Origin of the sequence: Pedobacter sp. CAN_A7 (genome assembly GCF_015752175.1) — a bacterium.
In the GTDB taxonomy this organism is placed as follows: domain Bacteria; phylum Bacteroidota; class Bacteroidia; order Sphingobacteriales; family Sphingobacteriaceae; genus Pedobacter.
On sequence record NZ_JADOUW010000001.1, the window covers coordinates 105,917 to 130,596 of the forward strand.

Here is a 24,680-nt window from a genome sequence, read left to right on the forward strand (position 1 = left end):
TTATGAAAAAAGAAGTTGTTCAGGGTGAAAAAGTACCAAATAGTCATTTACCCTTTTCCGCGGGTGTTAAATGTGGTCAATTCCTTTTTATTTCTGGTCAGGCATCGGTTGATTTGGAAGGAAAAATTATCAGTGGAACATTTGAAGAAGAATGTAGACGTTCTTTTGATAATTTAAAAAATATTGTAAATGCTGCAGGATTAGAAATGTCTGACGTGATGCAAGTACGGAATTATGTGGCTGAAGATAAAGACTTACCGGCCTTTAATGCAATCTATAGAGAGTATTTTTCTGCTCCATTTCCAGCGCGTACTACTTTGGTGGCTTGTATTGGTTCGGTGCTTAAGTTTGAGGTGGATGCAATGGCATTTTTCAAATAGAAATTATGAAAAAACGTGTTGCCATATTGGGTATCTATCATGAGTCAAATACTTTTAGCCTAGGTACAACCAGCTGGTCTGATTTTGCTGACGGACATCTTTTTTATGGTAGCGAAATTATAGCCCGATACGAGCAGGCACATCATGAGATTGGTGGATTTATTGAAGGTATGGCTTCAGCTGATGTCGAATTAATTCCGATCTTCTTCGCAGATATCATTCCTGGAGGAAGAATCGATAAATTGACATATGAGCGATTGAAAGCAGAGCTTTTTAAAACGCTGGAACCCGTTTTGCCTGTAGATGCAATTTACGTTGCTGCACATGGAGCAGCCGTAAGTGAAGAAATCAGAGATGTAGATGGAGATTGGCTGCAAGCATTAAGGAAAAAAGTAGGTCAGGAAACCCCAATAATTGGCTCATTAGACCCTCACGCGAATGTAAGTATAGCCATGCAAAATGCTACAGACGGATTGATCGCTTATGCTACAAATCCTCATTTGGATCAGAGAATGACAGGTGAAAAAGGGGCTGACTTACTTAAAAAAATCCTGTTTGATCATATCTGGATTAAACAGGAGCTGATTCAATTTCCAGCCTCTATTAGTATTGAACAACAAGAGACGGATGTAAATCCTTGTCGTTCTCTTTATCGTGAAGTACAGGAATTGCTACATCAGGACGAAATAATCAGTCATAGTATTACACTTGGATTTCCATATGCTGATGTAGAGGAGATGGGTACAGCTTTGATTTTAATCAGTGAAGCTTCATTCGATACGACTGGTTTGAAGACTGAAATCATGAAGCTGTTTCAACGCTATTTTCCGCAATTTATTGGGACTAAAATTGAGATTTCCGATGTATTGGCGAAGAAAGACAATTATGAAAAACCTGTGTTGTTGCTGGATATGGGCGACAATGTTGGGGGTGGGGCTCAAGGCAACAGTAGTTTTCTTTTGGATGCTATTGAAGCTGCAGGTTTGAGTAATGCCTGTATTTGTATCAATGACGCTTCTCTGGTTGCTAAAGTAGTTAAGTATACACCGGGCGACTGGCTTCTACTTGATCTGAATGCAGCTAATTCCGCTAATCGGAAAGCAGCTTATGATGTGTGTGTACAAGAAATAATACAGGGGAAATTTACAGAGCTGACACCCAGACATGGTGGACAAGTTGATTATGACATGGGACAAACTGTATTGGTCAAAACCAGATCTGGCAATGTCATTGTGCTCACTTCTATACGTGTACCGCCTTTTAGTAGTGAGCAATTGCGAATTTTTAATATCGCTCTGGAAGAGTTTGATTGGATCATTGCAAAAGGAGTAAATGCACCAATCGCTGCTTACAGGGAAATTTGTCCGACTTATATTAAGGTGCATACACCTGGTGAGTGCAATGCTGATGCAACACAATTTAAATATCAATATCGAAGAAAACCAATGTTTCCTTTCGAACAAATCGACAACTATGCTTAACATACTCCAGCTAGACAAATTTAAAAAAGATGTATTAATCGATACCCCTTTTTATACGGAAGGACCTGTGGTGGACAGCCAGGGGAATGTTTTCGTTACCAACCTATTGGGAGGGCAAATTCTGAAGATTGATGATCAATATATGGAAGAGTGGGCAGCATGTAAAAGCCCAAATGGACAATTTATCGCGGCAAATGGATATCATTTTATATGCAATAGTTTAGCCGGGTCATTAGAGTGCTTTGCGCCGAATGGTGAGTTCTTAAAAACCTGGCGTATAGCAGAAGTTGACAATCATCTTATTCAATGTCCGAATGACTTATGGATAGAGCCAGATCATACTATTTTCTTTACAGATTCTGTACGGCATGATGGTGCAGTGGTGTGTATTGATAAGGAAGGGCAAGCCCGGCTTATTGCGAGAAATCTGGATTACCCTAATGGTATTGTTTATGATGCAAAAAAGAAATGTTTGTATGTAGCCGAGAGTTTTAAAAACCGGATATTAATGATTGACCTTCATTTGGGTCCTCCCCTGGTTCAAGTATTGGTGGATCTTCCCGAAAATCCTTCCGGAAGAGAAACTGATAATTTGCCAGATGGTTTAGCCTTTGACGAAAGCGGTAATTTGTGGATAGCACACCATGGGATGGGATTAGTGCATTGCTTCGATTTCCAGCAAAACCAACTCTTTTCCCTGGAGAGTTTAATTCCATTGACAAGTAATATTCACGTAGATAATAACAGAATTATTATAACCGGAGGGGTTCGGGAGCCTGGTCCAGGCAGAGTACGTATCATTAACCGATAGTGCCATGAAATATTTAACATTTGGAAGAATATTATTGTTAACCATTATGATATTACAAAATACAACTATTTATGCTCAGAATAAATCCGCTTATGTCGGAAATAATTTTCCCGAATTGCCCGATAAAACTGGATTTTCAGCCATGTATGCAGGCCTGATCAATGGTAAGGTCATAGCGGCCGGTGGGGCTAATTTTTTGGATAAGATGCCTTGGGATGGTGGGGTTAAATTCTTTTCTGATGCGATCTATATCTTTAAACCCGAGGTAGGGGAATGGAAAAAACAGATTCAAAGGTTACCCCTTAAAATGGCCTACGGTGTATCGGTTTCTTATGGCAATGGAATGATATTAGCCGGCGGCTGCACTGAGGGGAATAAAAATATTAACGATGTGTTCCTGCTGAGGGAAAAAGATGGGGCAGTCAGCATCAAAAAACTGGCCTCCATGCCTGTCGCATTAGCAAATATGTGCGGTGATTTAGTTGGTGATTATTTATTTATTGCTGGTGGATCGGAAAACACCGCTGGATTGCCTACACAAAATTTCCTGGCTTATGATATTAAAGGAGATAAATGGGAAGTTCTGGAAGACATTCCGGGTCCGGCCCGAATAAATGCCGTGAGCGCTTCGTCAAAAGGGAAGTTTTACCTATTTACAGGTATTCAGATTACTCCTACAGCACAAGGGAGCCAGCGTAAGATATTGACCGATGCCTATTCTTTTTCTCCTTTACTTCTTGCAGGAAAATTAAGTGGAGGAACCTGGAGAAAATTAGCTGAAATGCCAAGAGGAATGGCGGCGGGACCTAGCCCTGCTCCGGTTGTTAATGAGGAGCATATTGTACTGTTTGGCGGATTGGATCAGGAAACGGCTCAGTATGCAGATCCTAAAACCCATCCTGGCTTCTTACCAGATGTTTTTCAGTATAATCTGAGTAACAATACCTGGGAAGCTGCAGGGCGATTGCCTAAACAGGAAGTTCGCCTAACCGTACCGACAGTCATATACCAGGGACAATGTTTACTTATAAACGGTGAGATTGGGCCGGGAGCCAGAACCAATAAAATATATGCTATCGATTTAAAGAACTCAAAATAACAAATACTAAACCTAACTAAATATGAACCAATATAATGAATCTCAAAGACTTTTAGAAAGAGCAAGTAACGTCTTAGCGGGAGGAGTGTCTTCGGAATTCCGTAAATATAATCATCCACATGCCTTATTTTATAAGGACGGCAATGGCTCCAGAATTACTGATGTTGATGATAACGAGTATTTAGATTTTACTTTAAGTCAGGGCCCCTTGATCTTAGGGCACTCTCATCCAAAAGTTTTAGATGCGGTACAATCTTATTCGACATTGGGACAGCTGTACGCTGGTCAACATATCCAGGAAGTCGAGCTGGCTGAAAAACTTTGCCGGCATATCCCTTCAGCAGAACTGGTACGTTTTTGTTTAGATGGATCTGAAGCGGTGCAAACGGCCTTTAGAGTTGCCCGCGCCAAAACTGGTAAAAATAAATTTTTACGTTTTGAAGGGCATTATCACGGTTGGTTAGATAATGTAGCATGGGGAATTTCAAGCCCTGGACTGGAAGCACTCGGAGATGAAAATCAGCCAAATTGTTATCCTTGGTCAAAAGGTATTTCGCCAAACAGCAGGGAAGAATTTATTATTTTACCCTGGAATAATTTAGCGTTATTAGAGCAAACAGTTGAGCGATACAAAGATGAGCTTGCTGCCATTATTACAGAACCTATTATGTGTAACAATGGTTGTATACTCCCAAAAGAGGGCTTTTTGGAAGGAATCAGAACTATTTGTGATCGTCACGGCATAGCCTTGATTTTCGATGAGGTGATCACTGGCTTTAGATTGGGCTTAGGTGGAGCACAAACTTATTTTAAGGTTACTCCTGATCTTTCCATTTTTGCCAAAGCAATGGGCAGTGGCTATCCAATAAGTGCAATCGTAGGTAAAGCGTCATGGATGGACTGCATTTCCAAATCTGAAGTGATCCATGCCGGTACAATGAATTCCAGTAATCCGACAATTGCTGCAGCCTTAGCCACCATAACCGTTCTGGAAGAAGAGCAGCCTTACCCGCGAATGTTTAAACTGGGTGATAAGCTAATGAAGGCGCTTGAATATGCTGGGAAAGAAGCCAATCAAAATCTAAAAGTATATGGGATAGGGCCTGTATTAGTAACCTCTTTCTCTGATTTGGATGGTGTATTTAATTATCGGGACACGTTGCAAGCTGATAAATTAAAACTAAATGAATTCATTATAGGTATGCAAAATCAAGGAGTCAGGATCATAGGTCGTGGTTTATGGTACATTAGTGCCGTACATTCAGAAAAAGATATTGATTTTGCCATTGAAAAAGCAAAATATGTGCTTTCACATATGGGACAAAACAGGGCGTAATGAAGTTAGCTACCACAAATACATCGGTGAACACTTTTAAACCCTGGCTTATTGTAGGGTTATTATTTATCATTGCTATGCTCAATTATATTGACAGAACAATGATTACAACCATGCGGGGGTCAATTGTAGGCTCAATTCCTATGACAGACGCTCATTTTGGCTTGCTAACTGCAGTATTCCTATGGGTGTATGGGTTATTTAGCCCTTTAGCAGGATTTTTAGCAGATCGTTATAGCAAGAGTAAAATAATACTTCTTAGTCTTTTTATTTGGTCGCTGGTAACCTGGATGACTTCTTATGCAAGTAGTTTTGAGGAATTATTGATTACAAGAGCCTTAATGGGAATCAGTGAAGCTTGTTATATTCCAGCAGCACTTTCTTTAATTATGGACTACCATAAGGGACCCACACGGTCGTTGGCAACAGGAATCCATATGGCAGGTATTATGGCTGGACAGAGTTTGGGCTTTCTGGGTGGTTGGCTGGCAGAAAACCATACCTGGAATTACGCCTTTGCTATTTTAGGGATATTCGGGATCTGTTATGCTTTGATCATCTTCTTTTTCCTTAAAGATGCGCCAGATAAAGAAGCAGTAATTGAGGAAGAAAAGGTGCCTAAGGTCAGTTTCGGACAGTCATTACGTGCGCTGTTTAGTAATTTCTCTTTTATTTGTATTGTTTTATTCTTTGGGTTAATTAGTATTGTTTCCTGGCTCATTGTCGGATGGCTACCCACTTATTTCCAGGAGAGATTTCAATTAAGTCAGACCCAGGCAGGGATCTACTCCACAGGGTATGTTTTTACTTCGGCAATTGTGGGTGTTCTGGTAGGCGGTTTTTTAACCGACTTATGGAGCAGGAAAAATTCTAAAGCAAGAATTTATGTGCCTTTTATCGGCTTATGTATTGCTGCACCGGCAATCTTTTTGGCCAATTATTCCCATTTGCTTTCTATTTCTTTACTCTGTTTTATGCTGTACACCTTTTGTAAGTCTTTTGTAGATACCAATACAATGCCCATATTAAGTATGACCGTCGACAGCCGTTATAGAGCTACAGGATATGGAATTTTGAATTTCTTTGGCACTTTGGTTGGTGGATTCGGATTGTATTTTGGCGGTGCATTGAGAGATTTAGATATTGAACTAAGTACCATCTTCAAATTTGCTTCTGTCTTAATTGTACTTGCTGCAATCGCATTGTTTTTGGTTCGGCCGGAAAAAAAAGAGTTAAAAAAACCCTTATAACATAAAACTAATTCTAAATACATGAAATTTAACGTCATTATAAATAAACTGGGATTATTTTTAATATCCATCAGTTTAATAGCGGTATTATCGTCAGCAGAACAAGCTGATTACAAATCAAAACCTCCAAAATTCAGGATCATCCATAATAATGACGGTACCGATGCACTGGCTAATATGTGGTTTAATAGAAAACCAGATTTGACAAGAGAAGACATCAACAATTATGTCGACCTGGTTGCTGAAAGCAAAGTCGTAACCACATTCATGATGTGTACTGGCAGCGATTTTGTTTATTATCGCTCTAAATATGAGCGGCCATTTGGGGATGATCTGAATGATTCGCTCGATTGTAAGGGAAGCGAATCTGAGCGTAAAGCTTTTAAGCAATATTTTAAAAATTTCAAGAGCTTAGAAGCCCAGGGTACTGATATCATTGATGCTTCTTTAACACGGGCGAAGCAACGTGGTATGGAAGCATTTATCACATTTAGGGTTAATGATCTTCATTTTGCAGATACAGCAACGCATTGTAGAGTATCGTATCCCGATTTTTGGTTTAATAACCCGCAATATTGGATAGGTGAGGATAATCAGGGAATGAATAGCTCAAGAGCATTGGATTTTACGCATCAAGGTGTGCGTGATCATAAGCTTGCGCTGATTCGGGAACAGTTGGAGAAATATGAAATGATTGATGGATTTGATTTAGATTTCATGCGTTTTATTGTGCTGTTTAAGGCTGGTGAAGGTCCTTCTAAAGCTCATTTAATGACCTCTTTTGTAAAAACAGTGAAGTCGATGGTCGATTCTGTTTCTAAGGTTCGCGGAAAAAAAATCTTATTGTCTGTACGTGTTCCTATTACAGTTGAGGGCACTTTATGGAAAGGATTGGATGTAAAAGAATGGGTAAAGCAAGATCTTGTTGATTTTATCTCTATTGGAGCTCATTGGAGAGGAGAGACTGCTATGCCTATCGCAAAATTTAAACAAGACTTATTTGGTAAATCAAATAAAAGGATCCCTGTATATGGATCAATAGATGATGGAGGATATTTACCGAGAGAACCTTTTTCAGATGGGATGTACAAAGGAATGGCTTCGCACATACTTGGTCAGGGTGGTGATGGATTATATTTATTCAACTTTTATTTCGCCAACTACGGCAAAGTTGATTACCAAAAAGCCCTGAATCCTAGCGGCTTGGTTTGCCGTACAAGATCTACACGTTTGCTTAATGTGCTTGGGACTATAGATAAACTGAACACAGCGAATAAAATTTTTTGTGCTTCGGATGGTGTTACCGACTCTTATGGGGTATTACAGGTTGCTGATCTTCCAATGGCTTGTGGAGTCGGGAAAAAAAGTACTGCGTCCATTTTTATTGGAGATCCCATAGATAAAAAATATCCAAAAGAAAGCATCCTGTTTCTCCGTACAGACCGTGCCGCTAGAATGGAAATTGAGGTGAATGGCTTGAAGATTACAGGTGTACAGGCTAAATATCCGGAGGATTATGATAGAAATCATGGTCTGAAGGAAGGTGAGAAAACGATTGCCTATGTGCTTCCAAAAAATTGCCTGATTAAAGGCGAGAACAAAGTGAGCATTGTTGCCAGGACACCTAATACTTTTGTGGTTAAACGGTTAGAGATTGCCTTAAACTATGGTGATGTGGCTGTAAATGGATATTTTTAATTTAAAAATTTCAGCTAACATGTACAGGATTTTAATAGCACCTAATAGTTTCAAGGGAAGTCTTACAGCGGATGAAGTTGCTAATGCTATTGAACGGGGATTAAATCAAAGTAAACTAAAGTTTCAGTCTAACAAATTTCCGATAGGTGATGGCGGCGATCATACTGCTTTTTTACTAACAAATCATCTGAAAGGTGATTTTAACCATTACCTGGTTTTTGGTGCCTATGAAGATTTAGTAGATGCCTGTTTTGGACTTACAAACAACGGAAAAACAGCTATAATTGAAGTGGCAGAAACCTCAGGATTTAAAACTATTCAAGGGGAAACCAGACGGGTTTTACGTGCAGACACAAAAGGGCTGGGACAGTTAATTGATCATGTTTTAAGTCTTGGTGTCTGTGAAATAATACTTTGTCTGGGAGGTTCGGCCACAATAGATGGTGGCATAGGGATGTTAACTGCATTAGGTGTTAGATTTTTAGATGCAGCTCATCACATCGTCGATGTATATCCCGAAAATTTTTCGCAGGTAAGTAGTATAGATGCCAGTGCACTAAAGCAAAAAACAAATCACTGTAAGTTTACTGTATTATGTGACGTAGATAATCCTTTACTGGGGGAACGTGGTGCTGCAAAGGTGTTTGGTCCGCAAAAAGGGGCTACTGAAAAAGAAGTAATTTTACTAGAACAGTTTTTGTCGGGATTTAATGAGCTAACCATAAAAACACTCGGTAAATCTTTAGATAAAGTTAAATTCGGTGGCGCTGCCGGCGGTTTATCCGCAACATTAAGTGTCTATTTAAATGCAGATTTGCTGGAAGGAGCTGAGTATTTTTGTAAAATTACCGGCTTTAAAGAAGCTTTATCCAATGTTGATTTATTGATTACAGGAGAAGGAAGTATCGATTATCAATCTTTAAATGGAAAAGCGCCTTATGTTGTGGCAAAATATGCGTTGGGTGAAAATATTCCTGTAATTGGCTTAGCTGGAAATGTACCAAGGGAAGTAACCGCAGACCTGCAGCAGCATTTTACTATGTTATTAAGTATTGGAAGCAAACCCGAATCTCTCCTGGAAGCCATTGACAACACCTATGAAAATTTAGTTCGGACCTCCAAACAGATAGGTAATATTTTGTCTGTTTATAATAATGAATAAGAATCAATATCAAATTATTAAAGTAAAGATTATGAGAACTATAAGAGGCATCATGCTAATTACAATGCTAACCATTTCTATAAATGTTCAGGCACAATATCAGCCTACATGGGAATCGCTGGATAAGAGGCCTGTTCCCGAATGGTGGAATGATGCGAAATTTGGCATTTTCATCCATTGGGGCCTATATTCTGTCCCCGCATATGCGCCAACAACTGATGTTAAGGGAGTTTATGAGAAATATGCTGAACATTATGAAAATAGGTTGTTGTTGAAAAATGAATTATTTATGAATCATCATCACAAATATTATGGTAATAACTTTACTTATCAGGATTTTGCGCCTATGTTTAAGGCAGAATATTTTAATCCCGATAAATGGGCTGATCTGATTCAAAGATCTGGAGCAAAATATGTGGTATTAACATCAAAGCATCATGATGGTTTTTGCCTTTGGCCAAGTAAAGAGAGTCCAAAGTGGAATAGTGTAGACATAGGCCCGCACCGTGATATCATAGCTGAACTCAGTACTTCGGTACGGAATAAGGGATTACGTATGGGATTATACTATTCTTTATTGGAATGGAACAACCCACTTTATAGTCCGGCTACCATGAATAAATGGGTGGATGAGCATATGATTCCGCAAATGAAAGATTTAGTAACCAACTATAAACCAGAGGTGATTTTTGCTGATGGGGAATGGGACTATACAAGTGGTCAATTTAAAAGTGAGCAATTTCTTGCCTGGTTGTATAATGAATCTCCTGTAAAACAAACTGTCGTTGTAAATGATAGATGGGGCAAAGAAACCAGAAGTAAACACGGAGGGTATTATACAACGGAATATGATGTGGTAAATAATGGAAAGGGAATAGGTGAAAAGAGTACACACCCTTGGGAAGAAAGCCGCGGTATCGGGATGTCTTATGGATATAATAAATTTGAAACCGCTGATGATTATTCCAGCTCAAAAAAAATAATTGATTTACTCATCAATAAAGTTGGAAACGGCGGTAATCTACTGTTGAATATTGGTCCTGATGCCAATGGTCTTATTCCGGTAGTAATGCAGGATAGGCTTATAGCTATTGGCAAGTGGTTAAAAATTAATGGAGAGGCTATTTATGGTAGCTCTGCATGGGAAAAACGGCCTCAATTAAGTGATAAGTCTGTGTTTTTTACGATGAATAAAAATCAACTCTACGTAATCTGTACAAAATGGCCTGATAAACCAATAACAATTAGCGGTATAAAGAAGGTAGGGAAGGTAAGTATGATTGGCGTTAATAACAATATAAAAAAATCCTTTAAAGGAAATAGCCTCACTATTATACCACCGGTTTTAAATCCCGGAAAATTGCCGAGTGAACATGCCTGGGTATTTAAAGTGGAAGATTTTGTGTCAATGCAATAACATAGGTTGCCAAAACCTACGGATATCGCCGGTAGACGGAATTAATTATATTTCTAATTATGTGGGATCACCTCAGCATTAAACCATTTTTGATAAAAAAATTTACCTTTGTTTTGATTCGAAAAACTCGAATGTACTAGGCACGAAATGCAAAGCGTAAAATCTCCAAGGATAGACTTTCTCGACATTACATACCTCAAGTTTGGGAACAAAAAGCAACAAGAGGTTTACCAACTTTTAGTCGAAAATAAGATTATGGAAAAGCTATCGACTTATACTCCTATTTTTGTTGGCACTATTCCGCTCAATATAGATATAGAAACCAGCGACATAGATATTATCTGTTATGCAAGAGATAAAAATCAGTTCATTGAATCCTTGGTTAATTATTTCCAAAATATGAAGGGATTCAAAATCATTAGAAATACTGCGTTTAATTCTGTAAAAGCCAACTTCTATATTGAAGATTTTGAATTTGAAATTTTCGGACAAGATTTAGAAAGCATGCAGCAAGATGCTTATCAGCATATGATAATTGAGCATAGCGTATTAATAGAGAAGGGTGAGAAGTTCAGACAAGAGATTATCAAATTAAAAAAAAATGGATTAAAAACAGAACCTGCATTTGCAAAGTTGTTAGGTTTGGATGGTAATCCGTACAAAGAGCTTTTGAAATTGAGATTCGATTAAGCATTAAAATCATTCTTAATTCTAGACCACCCAATCTCTCGTGCTCTGATAGCTGAGTACAATTGGTTGGCAATGGAGATTACTATCTATTACTATTCCTCTTAATTTGGTAAACTGCAAAAATGTCTCTAAAGAATTGACCATTAGTTAAGAATAATAATCTATTAGAATTACCTATTTTTGTGGTTCAACCCCCAAGTTAATTAGTGTTCTCAGTCAATTCATTTTCCAATTGTTTCTGTCCCCAACTGTGCAAATGGTCTAAAAAGGGAATTAATTCCAAACCTGTGTCACTTAATGAATACTCCACTTTGGGTGGCACTTGGTGATAGACCTTTCTGATAATTAATTGATCATCCTCCAGTTCGCGTAATGTTTGAGTTAGCATCTTAGTCGTAATATCTGGCAATGTCCGGCTCAATTCCCCATAACGCAATATCGTCTTTAAACTCAAGTGCCACAAAATGCGTCCTTTATATTTCCCTCCTATTCGCTTAAATGCATATTCAACGCCACATCTTTGGATACACTCAGGAACTTCTGCCTTGTTTTTCATTTCTTTTTGTTTATAATACTCTGATAATCAATAATACATACTTTAAGGTAAGTAACATACTAATAAGTACATACTTGACAAAAGTAATGAAACAGGATAACTTGCCCCAGATGAAATTTAAAAATGCAAGCATGGAACAAGTAAAAGATATATCGAATAACAACGAAAGCACTACAACTATGAAAGCAATTCGACAGTATGAATTCGGTGGCCCGGAGGTATTACTTTATGAAGATGCTCCAATGCCCAAAGTAAGTCAGGGTGAAGTCCGTGTACGCGTTCACGCAGTTGGCCTCAATCCGCCCGATTGGTACTTAAGAGACGGATATAGGGCACTCCCTCCTGAATGGCAGCCGAAAGTAAATTTTCCTATGATCCTGGGGACAGATATTTCGGGCGTAGTGGATGCAGTTGCAGATGATGTTACGGCTTTCCATATCGGCGATGAAGTGTATTCAATGGTCCGCTTTCCCACCGGAATGATGGGAGATAGTAAAGCCTATGCTGAATATGTTTCTGTCCCTGTGTCGGAATTAGCACTTAAGCCTGCAGGCATTGATCATGTACATGCGGCTGGGGCACCAATGTCCTTACTCACTGCATGGCAGTTCCTGATCGAATTGGGACACGATGAACCGAATCCCCTTCAGCCTAACCCACACCTCCAGGTTCCACTGGAAGGCAAAAAAGTCGTTGTAAATGGCGCAGGCGGTGGTGTTGGACACTTTGCAGTACAGCTTGCCAAATGGAAGGGCGCACATGTTACTGCAGTGGCATCAGGGAAGCATGAAGCATTCTTGCGTGATCTTGGTGTAGATGAATTTATTGACTATACTAAGACTGCTGTTGAAGATGTTGTTCGCGATGTTGATCTGGTCATCGATGGAGTTGGAGGCCCAACAAGTGATCGCTTTTTACGCACGATTAAACACGGAGGAGCCTTATTTCCTATTTTCCCCTTGGGCTTTTCAGGTGCTGAGGAAGCTGAAAGACTGGGTATAACCGTTTCTGCAACGCAGGTACGCTCGAGCGGTGCACAACTTGCGGAGTTAGCCCACTTACTGAATGATGGAACGATTCGAGTTATCATCGACAGTACCTTTCCGCTTGTAGATGCTCGTAAATCACATGAGCGCGCAGCTAAAGGAAGCATTCAGGGTAAGATTATTCTTACTGTTGCTTAAGAACAATAAAGCTAATACAAGACTATCTTATCATTAAGATAGCCTTTCTAAAATCACGGTCTATTTAAGCAGCCGCATTAGCAAATAGGTAAAAGTAAAGTTGTCGCAACGGTACTTATGAAACTATATTATTTAATAAATATTTATTGATTATCAATAAATATTTATTAAACTTGTTCAATCAATTAAAGCATTATTATGGACAAGGCAAAATTAAAGCTAACTAGGGTATCATATTTTATCAATGCATTCTGGTATTTAGAAATTTTAGGATTTATCACATTTATAGGAATGTTCCTGATTTCTGCAATGATAAGAAAACAGTTTGTAGTGATGCTTCCGGTTGACTTTTCACAATTGAATGTGCGGCAAATAAAATCGTTGAATGATACTTTTGAGAATGCCAGGCTAGATAGTTATTCTGGTGTAATGGCTTTTCATGTCCAATCAAGTTTACAGAACGTATCGTTTATGGCTTTCATATACATACTACTCTTCAGTGTTATACTTGCGGTTACTTACCAGTTGAAAGGAATTTTTGAAAACTTTAAACACAATCAACATTTTACTAAAATCAATATCAAACGCCTGAGAGTAATTGCAATCATCATTATAGTAGCTCCTATTATTCGATACATTTTGTCTCTGATCGTTAATCAGGTACTTTTCAGTAACTTGAAGCTAGGTCCATTCCTTCAGCTTTCACCTTCGTTGAGTATTGGTTTTCTAATTACAGGTATATTCCTACTTTTGATTATCGAGATTTTTAAAATAGGGGTGGATTTAGAAGAAGAGAACAAGCTAACCGTATGAGCATTATAATAAATCTAGACGTCATGATGGCGAAAAGAAAGATGTCTTTAAACAGGCTTTCTGAATTAACGAATATAACTTTATCCAATTTATCAATTTTTAAGCAAGGTAAGATCAAAGCGGTTCGTTTAAGTACGTTAGAAGCTATTTGTAAAGCTTTAGATTGCCAGCCCGGCGATATTTTTGAATATCAACATGGTAATCATAACGACTAACGTTTTTTAGAAAGGGCAGCTAATCTATCGATAACTTCACCTGCTTTTTTTTAAAACATTATTCCATTGCTGCACCTTAATTATTAATAATCCCTTGTTTTTGGAATCATCTAAGAATAACAGTCTCTGATAATAAAGAATAATGGTACCTGGGAATGTCGGTTGGAGGGTGTAACATATTGGCATTTAGAATATCTTAGTAGCATAAATTAAAATATGTCTCAACCCAACTTCATGAAATCATTTTACTGTGCTCTTGTCTTACTTCTTTTCTCTTTTTATGTTCAAGCACAAGATAACAACGGCTTCACCACTGGATTTTCAGAAACAATATCTTCAAAAATATTAGGAGAAGATCGCAAAATCCTAATACATATTCCTAATAGTAATGGAGGAAGCAAAATAAAAGACCGGGGAAACTATCCTGTGATTTACTTGTTGGATGGTGATGAAAACTTTAACAGTGTTGTAAGTATTACCGAGCATATGGAAGAAACAAGCCTTTGCCCTCCAATGATTGTAGTAGGAATTGTGCATTCAAATAGGTTGAGTGAATTAACAACCGGCTCTGATAAAGAATTTAAGGGGTTTGTAGGTAATGGGGAAAAGTTCATGTCTTTTGTTGAAAAAGAACTTATTCCTCATATTGATTCAACTTATCCAACCACAACCTATAAAACGATTTTAGGTCATTCAGTGGGAGGTTTAACCGTAATTAACACATTACTTAGTAAACCGAATTTGTTCAATTCATATGTCTCTCTGGATGGCGCATTGTGGTGGAATGAATCGAAGGTTGTAGAAGAAGCGAAAACGAGGTTAGCCACTGAGAATTATAAAGGCAAGACGCTGTATATGGCTATGGCTAATCGTTTGGAAAGAGGGGTGGATACATTAAGTGTGCAGAATGATACAACCGGAAATACAAGTCTCATTCGGGCTAACTTAAAATTTATCAAAGAACTTCAAAAAGCTAATCAGAACCAGTTGCGTTACAGTTATAAGTTCTATGAAGATGACAACCATCCATCAATAAGGTTGATTGGAGAATATGATGCACTTCGATACATTTTTGATTTCTATAAACTTAGGATATACGACAGTGAAATGGCTAATCCAAATTTTAATCTGGATTCTCTGCTCGTTGCACATTACAACAACGTGTCTAAGCAAATGGGTTACCTTGTAAAGCCAAACGAAACCCTTGTTAATAGTTTGGGCTATCAAATGATCGCAAGTAAACAATTTAAAAAAGCAGAATCGCTATTTAAACTCAACATTGCCAATAATCCGACTAACGGTAACTGTTTCGACTCCATCGGTGATTTATATGTTGCCATGGGAAACAAAACGCAGGCTATTGCATCATTTAAAAAAGCTTTAACGTTAGCAGAAATTCCAGAGACTAAAGCAAAATTGGAAAAGCTATTGAATGAAAAGAAATAGTATCGTAGCAATATAGAATGCTATGCTATTATAACAGGCTTGTTTGGTTCTTGTGAAACGTATCATAAACAGTTGAATAAATGATTAATGAACGTTATGAATGTGAAATTTTAAGAAAAGAATTCATGGAGTCCTTCAAAATTGGCTCGTCTCCAGGTTCTTGGAAAATTTCTCCAGATGTTAATGAGGTGAAACATTTATTGATGACGTTTAAAAAATTCCATCCGTTTGCTGCAGAATCACCTAAATTGTATACTGCGGTTGTTATAATTTCATGACCATTTTTGCGCCAGCATATTAGTTAATAATGAGCCAAATTCCCAGCCTATTGCTCTTGCTGCCAGTGCAGTTAAACTATCTTGATCCATTCTATGTGGGCGACTGGCGCCAGTCATGTTAGGTTTCATATTCAGGTCAAATAAAAAGTATTTGCCCTGATCATCGGCTCTGCAGTCGATCCTGATCGGCGCTTTGGAGTTTATAATTGAACCTGCTTGTGCACATTCATGACTAACCAATAAAACCGCTGCTGAGTTTTCCTCGCTTTCCTCTAAAACTGCACTGTTGTTAACGATAGCGACTACTCCATTATAGGGCGCAATGCCATTTTCATGATTAAAACGTTTTACGGTAGGAAGGCTCCAGTGCTTGTCTTTGATTACCATCCGTTCATCAATGAAGTATGATCCGGGAGGCATAACAGTTAAAGTCACTTCCTGACCTTGTAGGTAAGGTTCAACATATACCGCAGTTCCATAAAGATCCGCATCAAACATTTCCTGTAAAATTTTATCCAAGGCAAGCTGATTATTGGCCAATGAAACGCCCTGACTTCCACGGCCCCTGATTGGTTTGGCTACCACTGGAAAGGAAAATTCCAATCTGTAGTTGTGTTTATTATCAGCATCGATCACAAAAGAATCCGGCACGGGCAGATTGTTTTTTCTAAGCAGGTTATTAGCAAATAGCTTATCGTCATATTTGTCTGTGTCACCGGGCCGCTGTCCTACTATTTCCACCTTTCCAATATAACTCTGGATGGGATGCCCTTCATAAAGTACGGTATTTAGCCAGAAAGTATTAGCGCCTTTTGCCAGGGCAGTTTCAATTCCATCAACATCATCAGGGAATACCCAATCATAATCTTGATCTACTGAGGGCTGTTCCACTGGTGTAATTATGCTTATATTTTTGTCTTGCAAAGAAAAAGCAATATCTGCACCGCTATCAGAATACCCTCCCGGTTTCATCGGTTTTAGGATTCCATCTTTTACAGGGGCCTGGCTTTTTTGATATAATACTGCAACCTTTGATTCACTCATTTTTGTCTTCTATTAATTGCTGCCTTAAACGTAGGTTGACCTCAATATAATTTATCAGTTCTTCGTTCAGATGATATACAAATAGAATAAATTAGAAATTAATAAAGTAGTTTTAATCGAATTTTAATCCAATGTTGACATTAGCTTTACCTGATCAGCGGGATGAGGAAATTTATTTGAATAGGTTTGCATCAATGATAATAGCCTCTATTTGGCCTACTCCTTAAATATCGATTCTTTACTTAAAGCACTATGCGAAACTGAAAAACAGTACCAACTCACTCCAACACCTGCTTTACGTGATCGTTATGATCATGAAAAACAGAAGATCTCGGAAAAAGTAAATCTTGAAAATATATGCGGTAGCAGGTATTGTGTCAGGTGCAGTATTAGGTATTGCCGCCAGCACAGCAGGTTTGAGCAGCGGCGATTCAAAGCTTCCTGATATTTTGGGACTGTCGGGGGGATTAGAGGTGATACACTTGGTGTTAAAGCATTGGCGGTAGAAAAAAGTAGAATTCCTGCACAATAGAAACCAGTTGCGTGATATATGGGAAGGTCGTGATACTGCACAGTTTTTCCCTCCTGCAATATGATTCTATCTTAATAATCCAAGAAATACAAAGGAGAAATCATCTTCACTCCGTCTGCAGTTGATTGAAAAATGGATGGCATTTGATCAGCTTTCAGATGCAAATTCCAAAGAGCGGCAAGAACGAATAGATTTTATATTTTGGAACAGGCGGTGAATATAATGCAGACGAATTAAATATGCGGGCAAGAATGCTCCAACAATTAGCGTCAACAATTATGTTAATTACACAAGATCTGAAAACCTTACTTTCTGAAACTTATAAATCAGATATATGAAATTCATGCTTTTAAAAAAATCACTATTTTTTTCTATAGTTGCGCTACTAGTTTTCTGCAGCTCTCAATCGCAGATTGCACGATCAATGTCGGAGAGTGATGATATCAAAGAAAAAGATGTTCTCGTTGCAGTGGTAAAGTCCGTAAAAGATAAATTCAATAATATTTATATCTACGATTGGGAATGGAGCAAAAAGGATAATTATTACCGGGCTAAATTTGTTTATAAGGGAGATGAATTTAAAGTTTATCTGACACCAGCAGGCGATGTATATAAAACTGATAAAAAAACTCAATTCGAAGCACTTTCCCAAATCATTCAGAACAGCTTTAAGCATACCGAATATGGTTCCTGGTTTACGCGTGAAATTAGGCAAGTAACTGATAAAGGGATTACGATCTATGAAATCCAGGTGAAAAATGATAAAAAACGTAAATTGCGGTTTGATGCATCAGGTACGCTGCTTGAAAATAAAAAGGATTAAGAACCAATTTAGCTTAACTCTCAGTGATTAATTGGGTTAGCGGAAAATGTAAGTAAGTGCTGTACACTTAAATCTTCAGTAATAAAGAGGTTAGTATTGCTCACTTTCATTTGGAAAGGTATTCGCCTTTACATCTAAAACATATGTTTGGGCGGCACCAAGCATAGTTTGATACATTTCTGCATATTGTCGAAGGAAACGGGGTTTAAAGCCAATATTGAGTCCAAGCATGTCATGAATAACAAGCACCTGTCCATCACAGTATTTTCCAGCCCCAATCCCAATCGTGGGAATCTGAAGCTTTTCCGATACTTTTTTACCCAAGGTAGCAGGAATCTTTTCAAGTAAGAGTGCAAAGCATCCAGCTTGCTGGAGTATCATGGCATCTTCCATTAATTTATTTGCCTCCTGTTCTTCCTTTGCTCTGATCTTATAGCCCCCCAATTTATTGATGGACTGGGGAGTAAGTCCAAGGTGCCCCATCACCGGGATACCTGCACTGATGATCGCTTCAACCGATGCTATAATTTCTTCACCGCCTTCAACCTTAACGCCATGGGCACCGCTTTCCTTCATGATACGTATTGCCGAGCGCAAAGCCTCATTAGCATCTCCCTGGTAAGTGCCAAATGGCAGGTCTACCAACACAAAAGCGCTCTTAACAGCTCTAACAACACATTGCGCATGGTAGATCATATGATCGAGAGTTATCGGAAGAGTAGTTTCAAAACCCGCCATTACGTTCGCTGCAGAATCACCCACAAGTATAATGTCCAGCCCCGCCTGATCCAGCACTGTAGCCATCGAAAAATCGTATGCGGTAAGCATTGCGATCTTTTCACCCTTTTCTTTCATACTTTGGATGCTATGGGTTGTGATTTTCTTAAATTCCTTTTTTTGAGGCATGAGTATCTTCTATTTTTGGGTTATTTTTTAATACATGAGAGATTCTATAGGCCTGAATAATTACAGCGATACTTCCCCCGATCATCATTGGCGTTGCTTGCAATAACGCTCCATAAACGATATATATGGAGTTAGCAATTAAAGAGCAAAAACGTAAATACAAAATTTCTTTCATACCCATTGAAACAAGGTTTAATGAAAGTGCAATATATCCAATGAGGTTTATCATGATTTTACTGTAATCATTGTAGCAGTCATCTTAGCAATCAGCATGTTTTCTGATGAATCATAGACGTAACCCTCACAAACTGATAGCGTTTTACCTGATTGAATTACCTTACCATTGGCAACAAGTTTGGAGGTTTTAGCGGGTTTAAGAAAGTTCACTTTAAACTCCACACTTAATACATCTGCATCATTGGCCATCATTGTAAGTGCTGCAAAGCCGCAAGCAGTATCCACTATACTGGTACTTACACCTGCATGGAAAAACCCATGTTGCTGAGTCAGCGTTTGATTGAAAGGAACGGAAATTTTCACCAATCCTTCTTCTACAACTACCAGCTCAGCACCTAATGTTTGCATTAAGCCCTGCTTGTCAAAACTTTTTTTTATTCTTTCAAACATACTTCTATTGTTAACTGATAGGCCATATTTTTTTAAAAGGTGAGATGTGATGGACTGTTCATCAGATCAAGTTCCATCTGAATATTGCAGCGCTCGTAGGGCGTTGACCTGCCTACTACCTTTTTGAACCCTAATTTATGGTAAAGATTAATTGCCTGTTCAAGCTGGGTATTACTTTCCAGATATAGCATTTTTCCCCCTCTTTCTTTGGCCCTATCTATAATAGCTTTTCCTAAAAGAAAGCCTATGCCTTTACCATGAGCTTTGGGAGATACAGCCATCTTCGCCAATTCAAAATCATAGGCAGTATCTTCCATCTTCATTAATGCACAAACGCCCATGGGTTCATCTTTAAAAAGCGCAACCACGATTTCGCCGCCTTTTTCAATAATAAATTCTCTTGGATTGTCGAGCGACTGATAGTCCTTCTTCTCCATTTGAAAGTAGGTGCTGATCCATTCGGCATTCAAAGTTTTGAAGGCTTCGCTAAACTTGTCTTCATAAGATACAATGCTTATATCCCTGCTTTCTCTCTGTTTTCTTTCTTCCTTCACCCGTCTAAAAAGAGATTTCTGCGTTAGCATAAACTCCCATTCTTCTATACCCAGCCATAGATTATGCCTTGTAGCATTAAGAATACCCTCGACAGCATTTTCAACATCTTCCAACTGGAACTTTAGTTTCTCCTGAATCTCTTTTCCATGTGCAGAAAGAGATAAAACGTTCCTTCGTCTATCATTGGCATCTTTACCTTCTACAACCAGGCCTTTTTTGACCATTTCTGACACTATTTTACTAACCGATGGATGAGAATGTCCAATATGCTGTGCAATTTCGGTAATCGTATAACTACGTTCCTGAAGCGTATAGAAAACCGGAAACCACTTAGGCTGCATATCTATGTCAAACATCTGATAGATACTTGTCGCATCTTCGTTGATCTTCTCTTGCAAAATTCTAAGCCTGCTTCCAATACCTGCTTTCCCTACGGAATTATAAAAACCTTGTACCATATTACAAATTACGTAATTAGTTACGTAAAATAAAAATTTATTTTAAAGACAGTGTTTTCTTGCAAGTGAAGCTAATAACTTTACCCGTAAGGAAGGATCTGATTGACCAGATCTTCGAAAGCAAGCATTCTCATTGTTCCCTCATTTTTTGACAATAAAGTCTTGCCCTTGAAGTAATGCGATTGAACATATTAAATCTATCCTTATTAGCAACGTTATTCTATAATCTATTTTGCTGATTCTCATAAACTCATTCTATTAATCAAAGCCGGTTTTGCTATTTTTGATAATGAGTTTTGATAATAAAATTTAGTACGAAAATAGGCTACTCCACGGTGTAAATTTTACTTTTCAGCATAATACTTCGCCTCATCAATCCAGTTCTGCTCTGGTCTTAAAACTTTATCAGGCGTAATGCCGACGTTATCTATTGCTCTCCCTTCATCAATTCTTCTGCTTCTGGAAGTAGCCCAATAAAGCATGTAGGGCATACAGCTAAAATCTGCCCCTCTCATATTAGAATAATCTAAAACACCCGCAGTATGCTCGCCCATTAAAGTTACTTTACTACTTTGTTTAGCCAATAAGAGAAATTCTTCAGTAGTGCTTCCACAGTTTTTATTAATTAAAATTATTACTTTTTGAGGGTAGGGCGTAACGCTGTCTAAAGTGACATTGCGGTCATCAGAGAAGGAGACTAACTTTCCTTTACGTTGTTCCATCTTTCCAATAACATCACTAATAAATACCTTTTGATCAGGGGGAAGACCATCTGTTGTTGCTATTGCAGCCCAACCTGCTATGTTGTCATCTGTAGATAGTACATCTGCACCGATGTGTCTGATTGTGTTTGTGTAAAGATAGGGCGTGATCGGCCTATAGGAAAAATCCGCGCCACCACCATTATTTCTTAAGTCAAGAATCAAGTAGGGCATTTTACTTAAGTTAGATTGATTTGCTTTAAACAAGGAATCTATGTTCTTGGCATTACGCTGATTAAATGTGCTAATCTTTAGGTATAGTGTTTTTGTGGAAAGTACTTTACTGGCTATAGTGGCTTCATTAACAAGTTCTGTTGACGATTGCTTACTTCCTTCCCTTTTAAAAGTGCCTAAAGCATTTTCCTTAATCTGTAATGACACATTTGTAGGGATATAATATTTATCATACATGATTCCTTTAAGCGTATCCTTCCCGCTCTTAAGCTCTAACACGACTTGTCCAGGCGACCATTTACCTGTCTTCGAGGAAATTACTACCCCGGCATAATCTCGAAAGCCGGTTTTGTTTCTTATCACTGCGATTCGGGATGTGGAATCCTCATTCCAATATATGCCCGTAATTCTTTTTGTGTTTTTAAGGTTGATCAGCTCCTCGTTTGACAGGCTTATGTGTTCTATTGCTTGAATACGCTCTTGTAATTTAGCTTCTTCTTTTTCTTTCGAGATCCTATTTCTGCCTATTTGAATATGCCCGTCTTTGAAAAAAGTTAACCACTCATTAATTAAATAAACACAGTGAGCGGGTGTTGTTATTAACTTCGATTGTTTAAGTGCAACCTTTGTGCGTTTATGATATCTAGCTTCTGTCTTAGCATTCACCTTATCTTTAAAACCGGCATAATTTTTTTCAATTTTATCTTTTACATCATTAAATTCTTGGCTGCAATTACAAGGCTGTCCAAAAGAGTTAAAAGAAATGAAGCATAAAAGTAAAACACTGGTTAGGATGAATTTCATAGGATGACAGAACAAATTAAGTTTACTTGGCTACAAGTATAAAGAAAAATCTAAATCCTTGATTAGCTATTCATTCGCATGGTTATTAGAACTTTGCATCAAAAAGGGCGGAATTCTATATTAAACAGGTGCAAAATGATTTACATATTTTATATTAGCCAAAGTAGTTGTAAGCTCATCCAGCCGGATATAACTTACACTTTTAATATTACAGTTATTTAGTACTACATCTTGTAAAATGATTTTTCGAGTACAACACCTTTTACTCTCCCTCACCTTGCTTTTGCCATTTGAAGCAGTACATGCCCAATCCAAAAAAGAAAGTTCAACTCTTCAGATTTATGAAAATGCAAAGAAAGCGTTTTTATCTTTCGAGCGGAAGCATGGTGCGTTTGTACAAACTAGAAATGTTAACATGCACTATTTAAGTTGGGGAAATCCTGGCAACCCTTGTCTAATTTGGGCCCATGGGAGCTTGAATAACGGCTACGAGCTTTTGGATATAGCTGATAGCCTTGTCAAGGCTGGATATCATGTAATCGCCATTGATTATTATGGACACGGTCAAACCGCGATGCCTGATTATGAGGTATCTATTTACCATATAGCTGATGATATCAAATTTCTAATGGATAAACTTTCCATTGAAAAAGCTTTCATTGGTGGTTTCTCCAGGGGAGGGTATGTTGCCACAGCATTTTATGATTCCTATCCTGAAAATGTATTGGGTTTGATATTGGAGGATGGAGGCTCAGTTGCCACTAATACATACTATCATAAGTTAGACACCCATAAACTAGAACAGATAGCAAAGAAGTTTGATTTAAAACAAGCTGCTCCATGGGATAAAACTTATCCCACACAACTTGAGGCCTTCAACTCCTTGTACGATTCGACCGAAGTAAGTAATCAATTTCCAATTTTTGCCTTATTAAAAGAGAACAAGACTGGAGATTGGGGAATCATTTATTCAGACATGATGAAACTCTTTAATCTTGAAAACAGCGGGCAATTTACTGATTTGGTATTACGTACATCAAAAGTGCCGCTTTTTGCCAGGTCTATGGTAACCATGGAACCCCGGATCATTTTCAGGAATCTTCGCATACCGGTTTTGATTCTTGATGCTGTTAATCAAGGTGATCCGATGCCGTTCGAAAAAGAGAATGAAGCATTGAGAAATGTACATCCGCAATACATAACCTATAAAGTTTATCCTAATACTGAACACAATATTCATTATGCGCATCCTGAGCGGTTTACGAAGGACCTGTTAGAATTTTTGAATAACGCTTTATAGTTCATGTTAAATGTCGTACTTTTTTTAATATTCCTTTAAAGCGTTTTCAGCCCATTAATTAACCCTAATACAACCCTGGGTCTCATACCCCTGAGACTAACCCATACCCGCTTGATTTCTTCTATTTGTATGCTGCTGTTATTCATGGACTAACCATAGCACAGCAAGCCTAAACGAATAGACAAAAATTTAAGAACATGGGAATTATTAATCGTGGGATCCTCGGAGGATTTCAAAATAAGACAGGGGCTGTAGTTGGTGTGCGCTGGCGTGGCCTGGATGTGATGCGTGGTATGCCACGTCGAGTTACAAAGCTATCCAGCCAGGCACAACTGGACCACCAAAAGAAGTTCAAGCTGCTCAGTCAATTATTGACTAAGGTAGCGTCAGTAATTGAGGTTGGCTTTAAAGATCCGTATGCCAGACCTACGGCTTTGAACCGGGCCATGGGTGATAACCTTAAACATGCCCTGATTGGGGTGGCACCTAACTTTCACCTGGACTATTCGAAACTCAGTTTTAGCCGTGGATCCCGGGCTTTGCCAAAGGAGGCCGCGGTACATGGCATGCCACAAGCACAGCTGTCTTTCAACTGGTCTTACGCCGGTGACCAGGATAAAAATGAAAATGCCTTTGACCTGGTTACCGTTTTGGTTTACAATCCGGCTAATGATGTTGTGATCAAGCAAATTCGTACCGTAACCCGTTCAGACCAAGGTTTCATCTTACAGCTTTCTCTTGGGTTTAGTGGCGATACCGTCCATGCTTACCTGATTATCGAGTCAGCTTATTCCTTGGGATCGGTGTCAAATACCTTGTACCTGGGCGCAATCTTGGTGCTGCCCTAATATCACGTGAATAGCTTTTAATCAATCCATCA

Annotated in this window: 25 protein-coding genes; 18 read left to right on the plus strand and 7 right to left on the minus strand. The window is 38.4% G+C overall.

What is annotated here, in order from left to right:
• Positions 1-2 precede the first annotated feature (2 nt).
• From IWX76_RS00415 to IWX76_RS00460, 10 genes are all read left to right on the plus strand, one after another.
• Positions 3-380, plus strand: a complete 378-nt coding sequence (locus IWX76_RS00415; protein ID WP_196857885.1) for a RidA family protein — start codon at positions 3-5, stop codon at positions 378-380.
• Positions 381-385: 5 nt separating this feature from the next.
• Positions 386-1,861, plus strand: coding sequence for a M81 family metallopeptidase (locus IWX76_RS00420; protein ID WP_196857886.1), 1,476 nt, complete (start codon positions 386-388; stop codon positions 1,859-1,861).
• On the plus strand, positions 1,854-2,672 hold the full coding sequence (locus IWX76_RS00425; protein WP_196857887.1) for an SMP-30/gluconolactonase/LRE family protein: 819 nt from the start codon (positions 1,854-1,856) through the stop codon (positions 2,670-2,672). Before IWX76_RS00420 ends, IWX76_RS00425 begins: the two co-directional genes overlap by 8 nt.
• Positions 2,673-2,676: 4 nt before the next feature.
• On the plus strand, positions 2,677-3,771 hold the full coding sequence (locus tag IWX76_RS00430) for a hypothetical protein (RefSeq protein ID WP_196857888.1): 1,095 nt from the start codon (positions 2,677-2,679) through the stop codon (positions 3,769-3,771).
• Between the two features lie 22 nt (positions 3,772-3,793).
• Positions 3,794-5,107: an aspartate aminotransferase family protein gene (locus IWX76_RS00435; protein ID WP_196857889.1), complete on the plus strand. Its 1,314-nt coding sequence runs from the start codon at positions 3,794-3,796 to the stop codon at positions 5,105-5,107.
• Positions 5,107-6,357 (plus strand): spinster family MFS transporter, encoded by a 1,251-nt coding sequence (locus IWX76_RS00440; RefSeq protein ID WP_196857890.1) that lies wholly within the window; start codon positions 5,107-5,109, stop codon positions 6,355-6,357. The genes IWX76_RS00435 and IWX76_RS00440 overlap by 1 nt, the downstream gene beginning before the upstream one ends.
• 21 nt (positions 6,358-6,378) lie before the next feature.
• The gene (locus IWX76_RS00445; RefSeq protein WP_196857891.1) at positions 6,379-8,055 is read left to right on the plus strand and encodes a hypothetical protein; all 1,677 of its coding nucleotides are present in this window, start codon (positions 6,379-6,381) and stop codon (positions 8,053-8,055) included.
• Complete coding sequence (locus tag IWX76_RS00450) at positions 8,042-9,217, plus strand: glycerate kinase (RefSeq protein ID WP_196857892.1); 1,176 nt, start codon at positions 8,042-8,044, stop codon at positions 9,215-9,217. The genes IWX76_RS00445 and IWX76_RS00450 overlap by 14 nt, the downstream gene beginning before the upstream one ends.
• A 31-nt stretch (positions 9,218-9,248) precedes the next feature.
• Complete coding sequence (locus IWX76_RS00455) at positions 9,249-10,634, plus strand: alpha-L-fucosidase (protein ID WP_196857893.1); 1,386 nt, start codon at positions 9,249-9,251, stop codon at positions 10,632-10,634.
• 147 nt (positions 10,635-10,781) lie between these two features.
• Positions 10,782-11,324, plus strand: a complete 543-nt coding sequence (locus IWX76_RS00460; RefSeq protein ID WP_196857894.1) for a DUF4269 domain-containing protein — start codon at positions 10,782-10,784, stop codon at positions 11,322-11,324.
• 199 nt (positions 11,325-11,523) lie between these two features.
• Here IWX76_RS00460 and IWX76_RS00465 read toward each other — a convergent pair whose 3' ends face one another.
• Positions 11,524-11,880: a winged helix-turn-helix transcriptional regulator gene (locus IWX76_RS00465; RefSeq protein ID WP_196857895.1), complete on the minus strand. Its 357-nt coding sequence runs from the start codon at positions 11,878-11,880 to the stop codon at positions 11,524-11,526.
• A 131-nt stretch (positions 11,881-12,011) separates the two neighbouring features.
• On the opposite strand from IWX76_RS00465, the gene IWX76_RS00470 reads away from it, so the two are divergent.
• From IWX76_RS00470 to IWX76_RS00485, 4 genes are all read left to right on the plus strand, one after another.
• Positions 12,012-13,064: an NADP-dependent oxidoreductase gene (locus IWX76_RS00470; RefSeq protein WP_196857896.1), complete on the plus strand. Its 1,053-nt coding sequence runs from the start codon at positions 12,012-12,014 to the stop codon at positions 13,062-13,064.
• A gap of 198 nt (positions 13,065-13,262) precedes the next feature.
• Positions 13,263-13,877 (plus strand): DUF2975 domain-containing protein, encoded by a 615-nt coding sequence (locus IWX76_RS00475; protein WP_196857897.1) that lies wholly within the window; start codon positions 13,263-13,265, stop codon positions 13,875-13,877.
• Entirely contained in the window at positions 13,874-14,092 is a 219-nt protein-coding gene (locus IWX76_RS00480; protein WP_196857898.1) for a helix-turn-helix domain-containing protein, read from the plus strand. Before IWX76_RS00475 ends, IWX76_RS00480 begins: the two co-directional genes overlap by 4 nt.
• Before the next feature lie 234 nt (positions 14,093-14,326).
• Complete coding sequence (locus IWX76_RS00485; RefSeq protein WP_196857899.1) at positions 14,327-15,538, plus strand: alpha/beta hydrolase-fold protein; 1,212 nt, start codon at positions 14,327-14,329, stop codon at positions 15,536-15,538.
• Between the two features lie 272 nt (positions 15,539-15,810).
• Here IWX76_RS00485 and IWX76_RS00490 read toward each other — a convergent pair whose 3' ends face one another.
• Positions 15,811-16,860, minus strand: a complete 1,050-nt coding sequence (locus tag IWX76_RS00490; RefSeq protein ID WP_196857900.1) for a hypothetical protein — start codon at positions 16,858-16,860, stop codon at positions 15,811-15,813.
• Positions 16,861-17,207: 347 nt separating this feature from the next.
• Between IWX76_RS00490 and IWX76_RS00495 the strand changes: the two genes are divergently transcribed.
• Together IWX76_RS00495 and IWX76_RS00500 are read left to right on the plus strand one after the other, a co-directional pair.
• The gene (locus tag IWX76_RS00495; RefSeq protein WP_196857901.1) at positions 17,208-17,366 is read left to right on the plus strand and encodes a hypothetical protein; all 159 of its coding nucleotides are present in this window, start codon (positions 17,208-17,210) and stop codon (positions 17,364-17,366) included.
• 360 nt (positions 17,367-17,726) lie between these two features.
• On the plus strand, positions 17,727-18,215 hold the full coding sequence (locus IWX76_RS00500) for a hypothetical protein (RefSeq protein ID WP_196857902.1): 489 nt from the start codon (positions 17,727-17,729) through the stop codon (positions 18,213-18,215).
• A gap of 90 nt (positions 18,216-18,305) precedes the next feature.
• On the opposite strand, the gene panB is transcribed toward IWX76_RS00500, so the two are convergent.
• The 5 genes from panB to IWX76_RS00525 form a co-directional block, all read right to left on the minus strand.
• Complete coding sequence (panB, locus tag IWX76_RS00505; RefSeq protein ID WP_196857903.1) at positions 18,306-19,121, minus strand: 3-methyl-2-oxobutanoate hydroxymethyltransferase; 816 nt, start codon at positions 19,119-19,121, stop codon at positions 18,306-18,308.
• Positions 19,099-19,350 carry a hypothetical protein gene (locus tag IWX76_RS00510; RefSeq protein WP_196857904.1) on the minus strand — a complete coding sequence of 84 codons (252 nt, stop codon included), beginning with the start codon at positions 19,348-19,350 and terminating at the stop codon, positions 19,099-19,101. Before IWX76_RS00510 ends, panB begins: the two co-directional genes overlap by 23 nt.
• The gene (locus IWX76_RS00515) at positions 19,347-19,748 is read right to left on the minus strand and encodes a PaaI family thioesterase (protein ID WP_196857905.1); all 402 of its coding nucleotides are present in this window, start codon (positions 19,746-19,748) and stop codon (positions 19,347-19,349) included. The genes IWX76_RS00510 and IWX76_RS00515 overlap by 4 nt, the downstream gene beginning before the upstream one ends.
• 32 nt (positions 19,749-19,780) lie before the next feature.
• Entirely contained in the window at positions 19,781-20,659 is an 879-nt protein-coding gene (locus tag IWX76_RS00520) for a bifunctional helix-turn-helix transcriptional regulator/GNAT family N-acetyltransferase (protein WP_334640852.1), read from the minus strand.
• 446 nt (positions 20,660-21,105) lie between these two features.
• Positions 21,106-22,500 (minus strand): S41 family peptidase, encoded by a 1,395-nt coding sequence (locus IWX76_RS00525; RefSeq protein ID WP_196857907.1) that lies wholly within the window; start codon positions 22,498-22,500, stop codon positions 21,106-21,108.
• Positions 22,501-22,738: 238 nt separating this feature from the next.
• On the opposite strand from IWX76_RS00525, the gene IWX76_RS00530 reads away from it, so the two are divergent.
• Both IWX76_RS00530 and IWX76_RS00535 read left to right on the plus strand, forming a co-directional pair.
• Positions 22,739-23,800, plus strand: coding sequence for an alpha/beta fold hydrolase (locus IWX76_RS00530; protein WP_196857908.1), 1,062 nt, complete (start codon positions 22,739-22,741; stop codon positions 23,798-23,800).
• Positions 23,801-23,997: 197 nt separating this feature from the next.
• Positions 23,998-24,648 (plus strand): DUF6266 family protein, encoded by a 651-nt coding sequence (locus IWX76_RS00535; RefSeq protein WP_196857909.1) that lies wholly within the window; start codon positions 23,998-24,000, stop codon positions 24,646-24,648.
• The last annotated feature ends 32 nt before the right edge of the window (positions 24,649-24,680 follow it).

Excerpts from the sequence above, each read along its gene's own strand:
- IWX76_RS00530 (WP_196857908.1), top strand. The coding sequence starts at position 22,739 with ATGATTTTTCGAGTACAACACCTTTTACTCTCCCTCACCTTGCTTTTG.
- IWX76_RS00470 (WP_196857896.1), top strand. The coding sequence starts at position 12,012 with ATGGAACAAGTAAAAGATATATCGAATAACAACGAAAGCACTACAACT.
- IWX76_RS00520 (WP_334640852.1), bottom strand. The coding sequence starts at position 20,659 with ATGTTTGACATAGATATGCAGCCTAAGTGGTTTCCGGTTTTCTATACG.
- IWX76_RS00455 (WP_196857893.1), top strand. The coding sequence starts at position 9,249 with ATGAGAACTATAAGAGGCATCATGCTAATTACAATGCTAACCATTTCT.
- IWX76_RS00420 (WP_196857886.1), top strand. The coding sequence starts at position 386 with ATGAAAAAACGTGTTGCCATATTGGGTATCTATCATGAGTCAAATACT.
- IWX76_RS00485 (WP_196857899.1), top strand. The coding sequence starts at position 14,327 with ATGAAATCATTTTACTGTGCTCTTGTCTTACTTCTTTTCTCTTTTTAT.
- IWX76_RS00445 (WP_196857891.1), top strand. The coding sequence starts at position 6,379 with ATGAAATTTAACGTCATTATAAATAAACTGGGATTATTTTTAATATCC.
- IWX76_RS00465 (WP_196857895.1), bottom strand. The coding sequence starts at position 11,880 with ATGAAAAACAAGGCAGAAGTTCCTGAGTGTATCCAAAGATGTGGCGTT.
- IWX76_RS00415 (WP_196857885.1), top strand. The coding sequence starts at position 3 with ATGAAAAAAGAAGTTGTTCAGGGTGAAAAAGTACCAAATAGTCATTTA.
- IWX76_RS00515 (WP_196857905.1), bottom strand. The coding sequence starts at position 19,748 with ATGTTTGAAAGAATAAAAAAAAGTTTTGACAAGCAGGGCTTAATGCAA.
- IWX76_RS00525 (WP_196857907.1), bottom strand. The coding sequence starts at position 22,500 with ATGAAATTCATCCTAACCAGTGTTTTACTTTTATGCTTCATTTCTTTT.
- IWX76_RS00430 (WP_196857888.1), top strand. The coding sequence starts at position 2,677 with ATGAAATATTTAACATTTGGAAGAATATTATTGTTAACCATTATGATA.
- IWX76_RS00480 (WP_196857898.1), top strand. The coding sequence starts at position 13,874 with ATGAGCATTATAATAAATCTAGACGTCATGATGGCGAAAAGAAAGATG.
- IWX76_RS00535 (WP_196857909.1), top strand. The coding sequence starts at position 23,998 with ATGGGAATTATTAATCGTGGGATCCTCGGAGGATTTCAAAATAAGACA.
- IWX76_RS00440 (WP_196857890.1), top strand. The coding sequence starts at position 5,107 with ATGAAGTTAGCTACCACAAATACATCGGTGAACACTTTTAAACCCTGG.
- IWX76_RS00475 (WP_196857897.1), top strand. The coding sequence starts at position 13,263 with ATGGACAAGGCAAAATTAAAGCTAACTAGGGTATCATATTTTATCAAT.
- IWX76_RS00435 (WP_196857889.1), top strand. The coding sequence starts at position 3,794 with ATGAACCAATATAATGAATCTCAAAGACTTTTAGAAAGAGCAAGTAAC.
- IWX76_RS00450 (WP_196857892.1), top strand. The coding sequence starts at position 8,042 with ATGGATATTTTTAATTTAAAAATTTCAGCTAACATGTACAGGATTTTA.
- panB (WP_196857903.1), bottom strand. The coding sequence starts at position 19,121 with ATGCCTCAAAAAAAGGAATTTAAGAAAATCACAACCCATAGCATCCAA.
- IWX76_RS00425 (WP_196857887.1), top strand. The coding sequence starts at position 1,854 with ATGCTTAACATACTCCAGCTAGACAAATTTAAAAAAGATGTATTAATC.
- IWX76_RS00510 (WP_196857904.1), bottom strand. The coding sequence starts at position 19,350 with ATGATAAACCTCATTGGATATATTGCACTTTCATTAAACCTTGTTTCA.
- IWX76_RS00490 (WP_196857900.1), bottom strand. The coding sequence starts at position 16,860 with ATGAGTGAATCAAAGGTTGCAGTATTATATCAAAAAAGCCAGGCCCCT.
- IWX76_RS00460 (WP_196857894.1), top strand. The coding sequence starts at position 10,782 with ATGCAAAGCGTAAAATCTCCAAGGATAGACTTTCTCGACATTACATAC.
- IWX76_RS00500 (WP_196857902.1), top strand. The coding sequence starts at position 17,727 with ATGAAATTCATGCTTTTAAAAAAATCACTATTTTTTTCTATAGTTGCG.